We start from the raw sequence: 12,923 nt of genomic DNA on the forward strand, positions 1-12,923 counted from the left end.
GCAACCGTGCAGACAAAAACGACTGCACGGCCAAGCGGCTCGATGCAGGCGACAAACATTCATCAAGCAGGTCGGGGAAATCATGTCGAAAATCATTTCGGCCGTCACACGGCTGCTGTCTCGCCTCACTGTTCCTATCACTGCTCCTGTGACGCATCGGCTGATGCCGGCGGCGCGACTTCGCACCGTCGACATCCGATGCGCCGACACGGTCCGCACCGTCACCCGACGTCACGACGCCTCGATTCGATAGGCGCCCCCCGGGAAGCCCCTGCCGGGCGCATGCGCGCCGCGACGACGTCCCGCGCCGTTCGCGCGGGCATTGCCGCCGGCCGCCGCCCCGCGCGCAGACAAGCGCGCGGGCGGCGACGGCTGCGGGATGTCGTACGCCCCGCAGCGCCGAAGCCAGGCCTCCCGAGCCCCAGGCGCCGCGCCGGTCCGGCCGGCGCATACCGACACGAAGAAGGTGCCCACCCAGCAAACGACCCGATTCCGATGCAACCAGAAAACTCATCGCGCATCCGGACGATCGAGACCCCGTCCCGAACGACCCTCTCGTCGCACCGGCCGCCATTCCAGCTTTCAAGGGGGAAACCCATCATGACGCAATCCTTACTGACCAAGGCGGCATTTGCCGCATCGCTCGCCTGCGTGGCCGTCGCGGCGTCGGCCGGCCAAACCAGCTCGACCTTCGGCGTGTCCGCCACCGTCAACGCAACCTGCCTGATCGACTCGGCAAGCGCGCTGACCTTCCCCGCCTATACGCCAGGCACCAACGATCAGACGGCGCAGTCGGCGATCACGGTGCGCTGCACGAACGGCACGAATTTCAACATCGGCCTGGATGCGGGCACCACGTCCGGCGCGACGGTGGCCAACCGCATCATGACGAGCGGCTCGAATCAGCTCAACTACACGCTGTACCAGGATTCGAGCCGCACGGTCGTCTGGGGCAACACGCCGCCGACCGACACCGTCAACGGCACGGGCGCAGGCATGGCGATGGCCCAGGCGATCACCAAGACCGTCTACGGCAAGGTGCCCGATCAGCCCAATGCGGCGCCGGGCAACTACGCCGATACGGTGACGGTCACCGTGACGTTTTAGTGCCGCGCGGGGGCCCGCCGCATCCCGCATGCACGGGCCCTCCCCACCGGCAGCCGCCGCGCGTGGCGAAGCGAATCTCTTGGAGGTGGATCTGTCACGAAACAGAACGTGCGCAAACTCGCGACCTGGATCGCGGCCGTGACGCTCGCCGCCGCATGCGTCGACAGCCAGGCAACATCTTTGCAAGGGAGTCACACCATGAGACATCGCAAGCATGCCGGGCGGCATGACCGGCCGACGCACCTGCGCGCCGCCGCCGCGGCGCTCGCGGCCGGCGCGGGCATGCTGGCCGCGCTGCCCGCGCTCGCGGCGACGACCTGCACGATGAATGCGCCGTCGTCGATGGTATTCCGCACGTACGACACGCTCAACGCCGCCACCTCCGCGGTCACGATCTCGGTCAACTGCAGCGGCAACGGCAACGCCACGCCCACGGTGACGGCGAGCCCGGGCGGCGGCACCTTCGCGAATCGCCTGATGACGAGGACCGGCGGCACGCAAACGCTGGGCTACAACCTGTATCTCGACAGCGCGCACACGTCGATCTGGGGTGACGGCACGAGCGGCACGTCGGTGATTTCGTGGGGCAAGATCACGGGCGCCGGCGCCTTCAACGCAACCGTGTACGGACTGATCCGCGGCGGCCAGAACGTCGTGCCGGGCGGATACGCGGTCACGAACATCACGATCCTGTTCAACTACTAGGCGCGACGGCGGCGCAGGCATGCGCGTACCGCCGTCGATCGCCATCACCAACTCGGACAACGGGGGCAGACCATGAATCGAACCGAGACAGCGAGCGCCGCCGCATCGCGGTGCGGCCCATGCGGACCGACCCGCGCGGCGCCTCTCGCCCCGCCGCGGGCCGCCCGCCACGCGCGGCGGCTGTTTGCCGCAATGGCCGCGCTATCGATCGCGCTGCTCGGCGCCGCGCCGGGCCAGACCGATGCGAAGCAGGCCAACCGGTCGCTGCAGGTCGGCGCGACGGTCCAGGCGTATGCGCGGATCAAGGAGACCAGTCCGACCCAGCTCGTGATCGCGAACAAGGACACGACCATCGGCAACCTGAGCGTGCCGAACGCCAACAACCCCGCCGGGACGACGCTCGCGGTCCAGACCAACGACCGGGCCGGGTACACGGTGCTGGTGCAGGTTGCCGCCGCCAGCCAGTCGCAGTTCAGCTCGATCGAGATCAGCGGAATCGGCGACAAGGTCGTGCTGCCGGCGACGGGCGGCAAGATCGCCGTGCCGTATACGGCGCTGAACACGACCTTCACTGTGACCTATCGCTTCGTGTTCGCATCGAAGGCGAAGGACGGGACCTTCGCATGGCCGATTACGTTTTCGGTGCAGCCCAACCCGTGATGCCCGACGCTCGCCGGGGCCCGCGGCGATGATCCGCGCCGCGGCTCACAGCACCGGGCCCGGCTCCTTTTCCTTGCGCAGGATCGCGTACAGGATGATCGCACCGAAGGTCGCGGTGCCTATCCCGCCGAGCGCGAAGCCGCCGAACTTCAGCGAGAAGTCGCCCGCGCCGAGCACCAGCGTGACGGCCGCGACGATCAGGTTGCGGTTGTCGGAGAAGTCGACCTTGTTGACGACCCAGATCCGCGCGCCCGTCACCGCGATCAGCCCGAACACGACGATCGACACGCCGCCGAGCACCGGGCCCGGAATCGTCTGGATCACCGCGCCGAATTTCGGCGAGAAGCCCAGCCCGATCGCGATCAGCGCGGCGACCGCGAACACCAGCGTCGAATAGATCCGCGTGACGGCCATCACGCCGATGTTCTCCGCGTAGGTCGTGACGCCCGTGCCGCCGACGCTGCCCGACACGATCGTCGCCAGGCCGTCGCCGATGAACGCGCGGCCGACGTAGCGGTCGAGGTTGCGCCCCGTCATCGCGCTGACGGCCTTGATATGGCCGAGGTTCTCGGCGACGAGGATCACCGCGACCGGCGCGAGCATCAGCATCGCGTGCGGGTCGAACACCGGCGTACGGAACGCCGGCACGCCGAACCACGCGGCATGCCCGACGATCGCGAAGTCGATCGGCTTGCCGAGACCCATCCCGTTGGTCGCGATCGCGTAGATCGCGTACGCGATCGCAAGCCCGACGAGGATCAGCAGGCGCTGCATCATCCCGCGCGCGAACACCGCGACGCCGCCGACGCAGAGCACCGTGACGAGCGCCATCACCGAATCGAAGGTCGACGCCGACACGCCCTTGACCGCGATCGGCGCGAGGTTCAGCCCGATCACCGCGACGACCGCGCCGGTCACGACGGGCGGCATCAGCGTCTCGATCCAGCGCGTGCCGATCGCCTGCACCAGCGCGCCGAGCGCGACATACACGACGCCGCACGCGACGATCCCGCCGAGCGCGACCGGGATGTTCGGGTTCGGGCCGCTACCGCCGTAGCCCGTCACCGCGATCACGAGGCCGATGAACGCGAAGCTCGAGCCGAGGTAGCTCGGCACGCGCCCGCCGACCAGCGCGAAGAACAGCAGCGTGCCGATGCCCGACATGAAGATGCACAGGTTCGGGTCGAAGCCCATCAGGAGCGGCGCGAGCACGGTCGAGCCGAACATCGCGACGACGTGCTGCACGCCCATCGCGACCATCTGCGGCCACGGCAGGCGCTCGTCGGGACCGACCACGCGCGACGCCGCGCCGGTCGATTGCACCCGCCAGCGCGGGAAGTAGGAATCGGACATGGGGAAAGGGCTCCTGTCGGTCTGTCGCCGGCTGCGGAGGGCGCACCGGTCTGGAATCTGGCGCGAGTTTACGGAGCGGGAATGGGGCTGGCAAGCACGGCAAGCCCGAACGGGCCACCGGAAAGCGCGGGCGCGGCTCGCCGCATGCGCGAACCGGCGCGCGGCCGTGCGGCCCGGTGAAGCGGCCGCCCGTGCGTTGCGCGCGGGCGGCGGCGGATGGCGCCGGCGGCGACGCAAGCGTGTGCTCGCATCGCCGCCGGCGCACCGTGCATCACGGATTGATGTACTGGAACAGCGACAGGTTCTGAAGCTGCGCGTAAGCCTTCTGCGAGCCCGTCAGCGCGTTCTGCATCTGCAGGAACTGGCTGATCGTCGACACCATGTTGGTGCTCGTCAGGTCAGCGAGGTTGCTGGTGACCTGCAGCGTGTTGGTCTGGTTCACCGTCTGCATCGCCTTGATTTCCTGCTCGCGGCCGCCGACCGACGCCTGCACGGTGAGGACGTTCGTCATCATGTTGTTCAGCTTCGTCGTGCCGGTGGTCATCGCGTTCGCGAGCGCGGCCGCGACAGTCGTGTTGCTGCTGATCGGCACTTTCAGCGCGGCGATCATCGTATCGAGCGCCGCGAACACGTCGGTGCCGGCCTTCGGCGCGGGCGTGACCGTGAACGTGTCGCCGGGCGCGGGCGTGCCCGACACGGGCACCGACAGGCCGCTGCCGAGCGCGATCCCCGCGCCGGCCGAATACGGCTGCGCGGCGGTCGTGGTCGGCGGCACGACCGAGTTGTCGGTCACCGTATAGGTCGGCGCGGCCGCCGTGCCGGCGAATGCGATCGTGAACTGGTGCGCGTTGGTCGCGGCCGACGGGCTCGTGATCGACACTGCGCCGATCGTGCCCGTACCCGTGTTGCCCGCGCCGGCGAGCGGCACCGGCTGGCTGCCGAGCATCGGCACCGACAGGAACACGTTTGCGCCGTTGTCGCCCTGCGAGATCGAACGCGTGTCGGCAATCTGCACCTCCCGCGAACCCATATCGCCGCTGTAGGTCACGCCGCCGCCCGACGCGTTCGAGAACGGCGCCGTGGTCGACTGGAAGCCAGAGAACAGGTAGTTGCCCGAACCGTCCGTCGAGTTCGCGAGCGTCAGCAGCTGGTCGCGATAGCCCTGCAGCTGCGTCGACAGCGCCGAGCGGTCGCTGTCGGACAGCGAGCCGTCGCCGGCCTGGATCACGACCGTATGAATGCTGTTCAGCAGGTTGTTGACGCTGATGAGCGTCTGGTCTTCCTTCTGCAGCGACGACAGCGCGGCGTTCTGGTTCGACGCGTACTGCGACAGCGTCGCCGACGTCATCGACAACTGCACGGCCTGCGCCGCGCCGAGCGGGTTGTCGGCCGGCGTCGCGAGGCTCACGCCGCTCGAGATCTGCTGGTACAGCTGCGACAGCTGCGCCTGCTGGTCGCTCATCTGAGCGACGTTCAGCTGGTAGAACTGGGTGGTGGAAATCCTCATCGCTTCGGTCCCCGAAATCAGTTGAACAGGCCGAGCACGGTCTGGAACAGCGTCGACGCCGTCTGGATCACCTTCGCGTTCGCCTGGTAGAGCTGCTGGTACTGCATCAGGTTGGCCGCTTCCTCGTTCTGGTTCACGCCCGACACCGACTGCTGCGCCTGCGTGATCTGGCCGACCAGCGCGGTCTGCGCGGCGCTCGACGACTTCAGCTGGCTCGTCGTGTTGCCGATGCTGTTCACGTAGTTCGCGTATGCGCCCGTCAACGTGGTCGAGCCGTTGCCGAACGATTTCGAGTTGACGAGCTTCGACAGCGCGAGCGCGTTGCTGCCGTCGTTCGTGCCGCCCGTGTTCGGCGCGACCGTGAACGTGTCGCCCACCGCCGGCGTGCCCGACACCGTCACCGTGACGCCGGCCGTCAGCGTGATCGGCGTGCCGGCCTGGTACGGCTGCGCGCCGGTGGTCGTCGGCGGCACGGCCGTGTTGTCCGTGACCGTATAGGTCGGCGCGGCCGACGTCCCGCCCATCGTGATCGTGTAGTTATGCGCATTGGCCGCGGCCGCCGGGCTCGTGACCGACAACCCGCCGATCGTCCCGGTGCCCGTGTTCGTCGTGGTGGCCGACGGCACGTACGGCGCCGCCGCCGCGATCGCCGAGCCGTTCGACGTCGCGAGGCCGAAGCCGTTCAGCGCGCCGCGCGTCGGCTGCACGGTGAACTTGTCGCCGGCGCTCATCGAGCCCGACGTGAACGAGAAGTTCAGCCCGCCGATCGACGCCGGCATCGACGCCGACGAGCCGACCACCGTGCCGCTCGCACGGTCGGTCAGCGTGTAGTTCGTGCCGTCGTACGACAGCGTGTAGTCGCCCGTGGTCGGCTGCGCTGCGTTCGCGAACGACACGGACAGCGCCGCGTTGCCGGTGTTGCCCTGGTTCGCGTAGATGATCGGCGAGCCGGTCGTGAACAGGTTGCCGCCGACGTTGCCCGACAGGTCGAGGCCGAGCGCGTTCTGCGCGTTGACCTGCGCGGCAAAGCTGGTCGCGATCGCGCCGAGCTGCGCCTGCGCGGGGTCGAGCGTCTGGCTGCGGAACGCGAGCAGGCCGCCGAGCGTGCCGCCCGACAGCGACGCGTCGGACAGGAACTGGTTCGGCCCCTGCGGGGTCGCGCCGGCGATCCCCTGCGACACGACGGTCAGCTCGCTCGGATCGGACGGCGACGTGACGGTCGCGAGCTGATAGCTCTTGTCCGCGACGACGAGCGGCGTGCCGCCGGCGAGAAACACGCTGTAGCCGTCGCTGTTGCGCACGACCTGCACGCCCGCGAGGTTCGACAGGTTCGACACCGCGAGGTCGCGCTGGTCCATCAGCTGGTTCGGCGGCTGGCCCTGGCTGCTCGCGGACGCGATCTGCTGGTTCAGCTGCGCGATCTGCGCGGTGTACGCGTTGATCTGCGTGACGGTGCTCGTGAGCTGCGTGTTCACGCTCTGGCGCAGCGCGTCGTACTGCTGGCCGGCCGCCGTGATCTGGTTCGCGAGCGTCTGCGCGTTGCTCATTGCGGTCTGCCGCACCGACGAGTCGGACGCGTTGTTCGCGACGTTCTGCAGCCCCGTGAAGTAGCTCGTGATCGCGGTCGAGATGCCGGCTGTCGGGCTGCCGACGTAGTTGTTCAACTGCGAGACGAGCGAATACCACGTCGACAGCGCGCCGCCCTGCGTCTGCGCGCCGTTCAGCTGGTCGCTGAGGTACTGGCTGTACTGCCGCTGCACGGTGACGGTGTTCACGCCCTGCGGCATGTAGCCGCTGCTCGTGTACTGGCCGCTCGCCTCGGCATAGACGGGGCGTTCGACCGAATAGCCCGGCGTCGCGGCGTTGCTGATGTTCTGGCCGGTCGTCGTGAGGCCCCAGAGCGCGGCATTCAGGCCGCTGACGCCGAGGTTCATGAGTGAGTTGGACATGCGCGATCCTGATGAGCCGGCCGCGCTGCGGCCGCCGGGTTGCGTAACTCCCGGTATAACGGCCGCGGATCGAAAAAATTGAGGAAAAAATGCACGTGCGACGCGCGACACGCGCGTCGCTGGTCGAAGCGTCCGGCGGGCGGCCCGTGCGGGCCGGCGGCCGCGTGCGCGTCAGGCCCGCACGAGCGAGCGGCGCTTCATTTCGAGCTGCGTGATCAGCCGCTGCAGCGTGTTCTCGGCGCTGCCCGGCAGCGACATGTAGCGGAAGCCGAGCTGGTAGCGCCGCGACCCGTTCGGCATCTGCGTCGAGCGCTGCGACACGAGCTGCAGGTCGAGCGACAGCTTGCCGTGGCCGGTCAGCTCGAGCTCGACGTCGGGCAGCAGCGTGCCGACCTCGAGCGCCTCGACGCGTTCGTCGGCCGTGCGCAGCCCCACGCCGCCGAGCGACAGGTTGTGCACCTCGAACAGGAAGCTCTCGCCGTCCGGCAGCTTGCCGCGGCACAGGAACGGATCGACGATCGGCGCGTCGACCCGGAAATATTCACGGCGCTGGATGCACATCAGCACGTCGGGGAAATCGGCGACGAACGCGGGCAGCCCCTCGTAGCGCGTCTCGCGCGGCGTGCCCGTGGTGAATTCGACGCGCACGCCCTCCGGCGACGCCGCGAACGTGCAGTGCGACGCGCCGAGGATGCCGGCGTTCTGCTCGGACAGCGCGCCCCAGTCGAACGTGAACGTCCGCGCGCCGACGTCGACCTCGAGCAGGCGCGTGACGAGCTGGCCGCCCGGATACTGGACGGTCAGGAAATCGCCGCGGTTCACGAGGTTGCGCAGCTGCACGCCGATTTCCAGCGGATTGCGGCGGGCATAGTCGGGCCCGGAGTGGCCTGCGTCCAGGCTGGGGTCCGTCGACGTTTCGATATTCATGGCTAGCCGGTCTTTCTTGTCATGGGCGCACGGGCAACCGGTGCGCAATAAAACCGGGCCAGAACAAGGCCCGGTCGCAGGTCTCTCACACTTAGCGGCAGTGCTGACCGAAAGTTTAGATCGATTTCCCGTTTTTTTTCGCGCAAACGTTGAAACCGCGCGCGGCGGTATGCCGGGCGCGGTCCTGAGAGGGTAATTGACGGTGGGCCGGAGCCTGTTATCGGCGGGCGCAGGCCCTGGCCCGTCACCCGATCTGCTGCATGATCGAGATCAGCTTCTTCGCGTAGTTCGGGTCGGTCGCGTAACCGGCCTTCTGCATCCCGTGCGCGAAGCCTTCGACGCTGCGGCTCGCGCTCAGCACGCCCGAGTAGCGCGGATTGTTCTTCAGCAGGTTCGCGTAATCGGTCATCGCGTGCTCGTACGAGTCGTAAGCGCGGAATTTCGCGACCACGCGGCGCGGCGTGCCGTTCACGTATTCGGTCGTCAACGCCGACACCGTGCGGCCCGTCCAGCCCTTGTTCGCCTTGATGCCGAACACGTTGTAGCTGGTCGAGCCGTCGGCCGCGCGGATCTCGCGCTTGCCCCAGCCCGATTCGAGCGCGGCCTGGCCGACGATGAAGCGCGCCGGGATGCCGGTCGACGCGCTGGCCGCCTGTGCGGGGGCCGCGAGCCGGTCGACGAACGCGTCGGCGTCCGGCGCGCCGCTCGCGCCCTTCAGCGGCGGCGTCAGTGCGCTGCCGGCCGAGTAGCCGCGCGCGCCCGCGAGCCCGCCGTTGTTGCCGGCCGCGTTCGCGTACGCGCGCGCCATCGCGTTCATCGCGGCGAGGCTGCCTTCGTTGCCGGCCGTGCCGAGGCCACCCGAGCCCAAGCCACCCGTACCGACGTCGGCCGCCGTGTCGCTGCCCGCGCCCTGCCCCGCATTGCGCAGCAGCTGCTTCATCAGCGCGTCGGCGACGCCGATCCCGCGCGTCGACATCTGCTGCGCGAGCTGCTGGTCGAGCATCGACGTGTACATCTTCGACGTATGCGAATCGAACAGCCCGCCGTCGGGCGACGCGTCGCGCATGCTCTTGAGCATCATCTGCGTGAACATCGCGTCGAACTGGCCCGCGACGGCCTTCGCGCCGGCCTGCGGCGACTGCTTCGCCTGCGCGCGCAGCGCGTCGAAACCCTGCACGTCGAGCGCGAAGCGCTGCGTGAGGTCGTTCGCGTTCGGAAGATTCGCTGCCATTTAGATGACCTCCAGGTCGGCGCGCAACGCGCCGGCCGCCTTCATCGCCTGCAGGATCGACATCAGGTCCGCCGGCGTCGCGCCGAGCGTGTTCAGCGCCTTCACGACGTCGGCGAGGTTCGCGCCGGCCGTCACCATCTTCAGCGCGCCGTTGTCCTGCTTGAGCTGGATCTGCGACTGCTGCGCCACCACCGTCTGCCCGTTCGAGAACGGCCCCGGCTGCGACACGACCGGCTGCGTGTTGACGACGACCGACAGGTTGCCGTGCGCGACCGCGCAGCTCTGCAGCGTGACCATCTGGTTCATCACGATCGAGCCGGTGCGCGCGTTCAGGATCACCTTCGCCGCCGCCTTGTCCGGGCTCACGTCGAGGTTCTGCAGCCGCGCCATGAACGCGACCTGCTGCGCCGAGTCGGCCGGCGCCGCGAGCTGGATCGTGCGGCCGTCGAGCGCCGTCGCGGTGCCCGGGCCGAAGCTCGAATTGACCGCGGACACGATCCGCTGCGCGGTGCCGTAGTCCATGTCGTTCAGCTGCAATTGCAGCACGCCGTTCATCTGCGCGATCGCGTTCGGCACCGAACGCTCGACGATCGCGCCGCCGACGATCCGGCCGGCCGCGAGCTGGTTCACCTGCACGCGGCTGCCGTTCGCGCTGGCACCCGCGCCGCCGACCGCCATGTTGCCCTGCGCGAGCGCGTACACCTGCCCGTCCGCGCCCTTCAGCGGCGTGAGCAGCAGCGTGCCGCCGCGCAGGCTCTTGGCGTTGCCGAGCGACGATACGGTCACGTCGAGCGCCTCGCCGGGCCGCGCGAACGGCGGCAGCGTGGCGGTCACCATCACGGCCGCGACGTTCTTCAACTGCATGTTGTTCAGCGACGACGAACCGCCGTTGGCCGACCCGTTGTTGATCGAGATGCCGAGGTTCGCGAGCATGTTCGCGAGCGTCTGCGTCGTGAACGGCGTCTGCATCGTCTGGTCGCCCGTGCCGTCGAGGCCGACGACGAGGCCATAACCGATCAGCGGGTTGTCGCGCACGCCCTGGATCTGCGCGAGATCCTTCAGGCGTTCCGCGTGCGCGGGCGCCGCGCCGAACACGCAGGCCGCGGCCGCGAACGCGACGGCGAGCCGCGCGAACGCCCGTGCGCGGGACGACAGGCGGTTGAACAGGGGCTTGCGCATCGTCATCACCACGGTGCGATGTTGAGGAAGAAGCGCTGCAGCCAGCCCATCGTCTCGGCTTCGTTGATGTAGCCCTTCGCCGAGTATTCGATCCGCGCGTCGGCGACCTGCGTCGAGTAGACCGAGTTCGCGCCCGAGATCGTGTTCGGGTTGACGATGCCCGAGAAGCGCACGAATTCGTTGCCCTGGTTGATCAGCATCTGCTTCTCGCCGCTGACGACGAGGTTGCCGTTCGGCAGCACGTTGGTGACGGTCACCGTGATCGTGCCGTTGAACGTGTTCGCCGCGCTCGCGCCGCCCGTCGCCGCGAACTTGTTGTTGCCGGCCGCCGACAGGTTCGCCTTCGCGAACAGCCCGCCGAGGAAGCCGGCCGTCGGCACGTCGAAGCCGGTGTTGCCCTGCCGGTTCGTGTTCGCGCCCGACGATTTCGTCGCGTTGATGTTTTCCGCGATCACGATCGTCAGGATGTCGCCGGTGTTGCGCGGCCGCTGATCCTCGAACAGCGGCCGCCCCGCGTAGCCGGGGTTGTAGATCGAGCCGGGCGCCTGCATCGACATCGGCGCTGGCGGCTGCGCCGTCATCGGCTGCTGGATGATCGGATCGCGCGGGATCTGCGCGCAACCGGCGAGCGCCGCCACCGCGACCGCGCACGCGGCGCGGACGGTGGCTGACGGGAGGAGGCGAACCTGCTTCATGGCGACGGCGGGGTGTTCCGGTTAGCTCTTCATCTGCGTGACGGTCTGCAGCATCTGGTCGGACGTCGTCACGGCCTTGCTGTTGATCTCGTAGGCACGCTGCGTCTGGATCATGTTGACGAGCTCCTGCACGACGTTCACGTTCGACGCTTCGACATAACCCTGGTTGAGCACGCCCGCGCCGTTCAGCCCCGGCTGCGACACGTTGGGCGCGCCCGACGACGTCGTTTCCGCGAACAGGTTCTCGCCCTTCGCCTCGAGCCCGGTCGGGTTGATGAAGGTCGCGATCTGCAGCGAGCCGATCTGCACCGCGTTGCCCGAGCCCGGCTGCGTGACCGACACGACGCCGTCCTTGCCGATCGTCAGCGACTGCGCGTTCTGCGGCACGGTGATCGCCGGCAGCACCTGGTAGCCGCTCGACGTGACGAGCTGGCCCTGCGCGTTGGTCTGGAACGAGCCGTCGCGCGTGTACGCATTCGTGCCGTCCGGCATCAGCACCTGGAAGAAGCCCGCGCCGTTGATCGCGACGTCCTTCGAGTTGCCGGTCTGCGTGAGGCCACCCTGCGTGTACAGGCGCTCGGTCGCGACCTGCTGCACGCCGGTGCCGAGCTGCAGGCCCGACGGCAGCTCGGTCTGCTGCGTCGAGTTCGCGCCGGGCTGGCGGATCGTCTGGTAAAGCAGATCCTCGAACACCGCGCGCGACGCCTTGAAGCCGTTCGTGCTGGTGTTCGCGAGGTTGTTCGAAATCACGTCCATCTGCGCCTGCTGCGCATTCATGCCGGTGGCGGCGATGTAGAGCGAACGGTTCACTTGTAAGGTCTCCTGCGTGGGCTGGCGCGGGCGCTCAGCTGAAGTTGAGCAGCTGGTTCGCCGTCTGCTCGTTCTGGTCGGCCGTCTGGATCAGCTTCGACTGAAGCTGGAACGCGCGCGCGTTGTCGATCATCGCGACCATCGCGGTCACCGGGTTGACGTTGCTGCCTTCGAGCGAATTCGGCGTGACGACCACGTTCGGGGCGGCGTCGGCCGGATTGCCGTCGGCGGTGCGGAACAATCCGTCGTTGCCGCGCGTGAGCGTGGCCGGATCGGGATTGACGAGCTTCATCTGGTCGACGATCGCGACCGCCGTCGGCGGGTCGCCCGGCATCAGCGCGGAAACGGTGCCGTCCTTGCCGATCGTCACTTCCGCGTTCGGCGGCACCGAGATCGGGCCGCCGTTGCCGATCACCGGCAGGTTGCTCGCGTTGACGAGCTGGCCGTTCTCGTCGACATGCAGGTTGCCGGCGCGCGTGTACGCCTCGCTGCCGTCGGCCGTTTGCACGGACAGCCAGCCGGCGCCCTGCACGGCGACGTCGAGCGGATTGCCGGTGCGCGTGATCGGACCCGGCGCGTAATCCGCGCCGGGCGTCGACGCGAGCACGTAGGTGCGCGTCGTCGTCGGGTCGATGTTGCTGCCGTCGCCGAAATTCATCGGCACCGCGCGATACGTCGCGAGCTGCGCGCGAAAGCCCGTCGTCGATGCGTTCGCGAGGTTGTTCGCGACGATCGCCTGCTGGTCGAGCGACTGCGACGCGCCCGTCATCGCCGTGTAGATCAGTCGGTCCATGGCTGCC

12 protein-coding genes are annotated in these 12,923 nt (G+C 68.5%); 3 read left to right on the forward strand and 9 right to left on the reverse strand.

What is annotated here, in order from left to right; translation table 11 throughout:
• Window positions 1-600 precede the first annotated feature (600 nt).
• From AC3WLY_RS16105 to AC3WLY_RS16115, 3 genes are all read left to right on the forward strand, one after another.
• Window positions 601-1,107 carry a Csu type fimbrial protein gene (locus AC3WLY_RS16105; RefSeq protein WP_425132755.1) on the forward strand — a complete coding sequence of 169 codons (507 nt, stop codon included), beginning with the start codon at window positions 601-603 and terminating at the stop codon, window positions 1,105-1,107.
• Between the two features lie 198 nt (window positions 1,108-1,305).
• Window positions 1,306-1,812: a spore coat protein U domain-containing protein gene (locus tag AC3WLY_RS16110; RefSeq protein ID WP_492310638.1), complete on the forward strand. Its 507-nt coding sequence runs from the start codon at window positions 1,306-1,308 to the stop codon at window positions 1,810-1,812.
• A 192-nt stretch (window positions 1,813-2,004) separates the two neighbouring features.
• Window positions 2,005-2,472, forward strand: coding sequence for a hypothetical protein (locus tag AC3WLY_RS16115; protein WP_492310637.1), 468 nt, complete (start codon window positions 2,005-2,007; stop codon window positions 2,470-2,472).
• A gap of 45 nt (window positions 2,473-2,517) precedes the next feature.
• Here AC3WLY_RS16115 and AC3WLY_RS16120 read toward each other — a convergent pair whose 3' ends face one another.
• The 9 genes from AC3WLY_RS16120 to flgF form a co-directional block, all read right to left on the reverse strand.
• Window positions 2,518-3,825 (reverse strand): solute carrier family 23 protein, encoded by a 1,308-nt coding sequence (locus AC3WLY_RS16120; RefSeq protein WP_310135532.1) that lies wholly within the window; start codon window positions 3,823-3,825, stop codon window positions 2,518-2,520.
• Window positions 3,826-4,096: 271 nt separating this feature from the next.
• The gene (gene flgL, locus AC3WLY_RS16125) at window positions 4,097-5,332 is read right to left on the reverse strand and encodes a flagellar hook-associated protein FlgL (RefSeq protein ID WP_175963358.1); all 1,236 of its coding nucleotides are present in this window, start codon (window positions 5,330-5,332) and stop codon (window positions 4,097-4,099) included.
• 17 nt (window positions 5,333-5,349) lie between these two features.
• Window positions 5,350-7,281 carry a flagellar hook-associated protein FlgK gene (gene flgK, locus AC3WLY_RS16130; protein WP_492310636.1) on the reverse strand — a complete coding sequence of 644 codons (1,932 nt, stop codon included), beginning with the start codon at window positions 7,279-7,281 and terminating at the stop codon, window positions 5,350-5,352.
• A gap of 171 nt (window positions 7,282-7,452) precedes the next feature.
• The gene (locus AC3WLY_RS16135) at window positions 7,453-8,208 is read right to left on the reverse strand and encodes a flagellar brake protein (RefSeq protein ID WP_310135539.1); all 756 of its coding nucleotides are present in this window, start codon (window positions 8,206-8,208) and stop codon (window positions 7,453-7,455) included.
• A gap of 244 nt (window positions 8,209-8,452) precedes the next feature.
• Window positions 8,453-9,439, reverse strand: coding sequence for a flagellar assembly peptidoglycan hydrolase FlgJ (flgJ, locus tag AC3WLY_RS16140; protein ID WP_492310635.1), 987 nt, complete (start codon window positions 9,437-9,439; stop codon window positions 8,453-8,455).
• Window positions 9,440-10,618, reverse strand: coding sequence for a flagellar basal body P-ring protein FlgI (locus AC3WLY_RS16145; protein WP_072437669.1), 1,179 nt, complete (start codon window positions 10,616-10,618; stop codon window positions 9,440-9,442).
• A 5-nt stretch (window positions 10,619-10,623) separates the two neighbouring features.
• Window positions 10,624-11,313 carry a flagellar basal body L-ring protein FlgH gene (flgH, locus tag AC3WLY_RS16150; protein WP_072437537.1) on the reverse strand — a complete coding sequence of 230 codons (690 nt, stop codon included), beginning with the start codon at window positions 11,311-11,313 and terminating at the stop codon, window positions 10,624-10,626.
• Between the two features lie 21 nt (window positions 11,314-11,334).
• Window positions 11,335-12,123 (reverse strand): flagellar basal-body rod protein FlgG, encoded by a 789-nt coding sequence (gene flgG, locus AC3WLY_RS16155; RefSeq protein WP_175905256.1) that lies wholly within the window; start codon window positions 12,121-12,123, stop codon window positions 11,335-11,337.
• Window positions 12,124-12,157: 34 nt separating this feature from the next.
• The gene (gene flgF / locus AC3WLY_RS16160) at window positions 12,158-12,916 is read right to left on the reverse strand and encodes a flagellar basal-body rod protein FlgF (RefSeq protein ID WP_072437539.1); all 759 of its coding nucleotides are present in this window, start codon (window positions 12,914-12,916) and stop codon (window positions 12,158-12,160) included.
• Window positions 12,917-12,923: the final 7 nt, after the last annotated feature.

The sequence above is a fragment of the Burkholderia sp. FW306-1C-G01B genome (assembly GCF_058781685.1).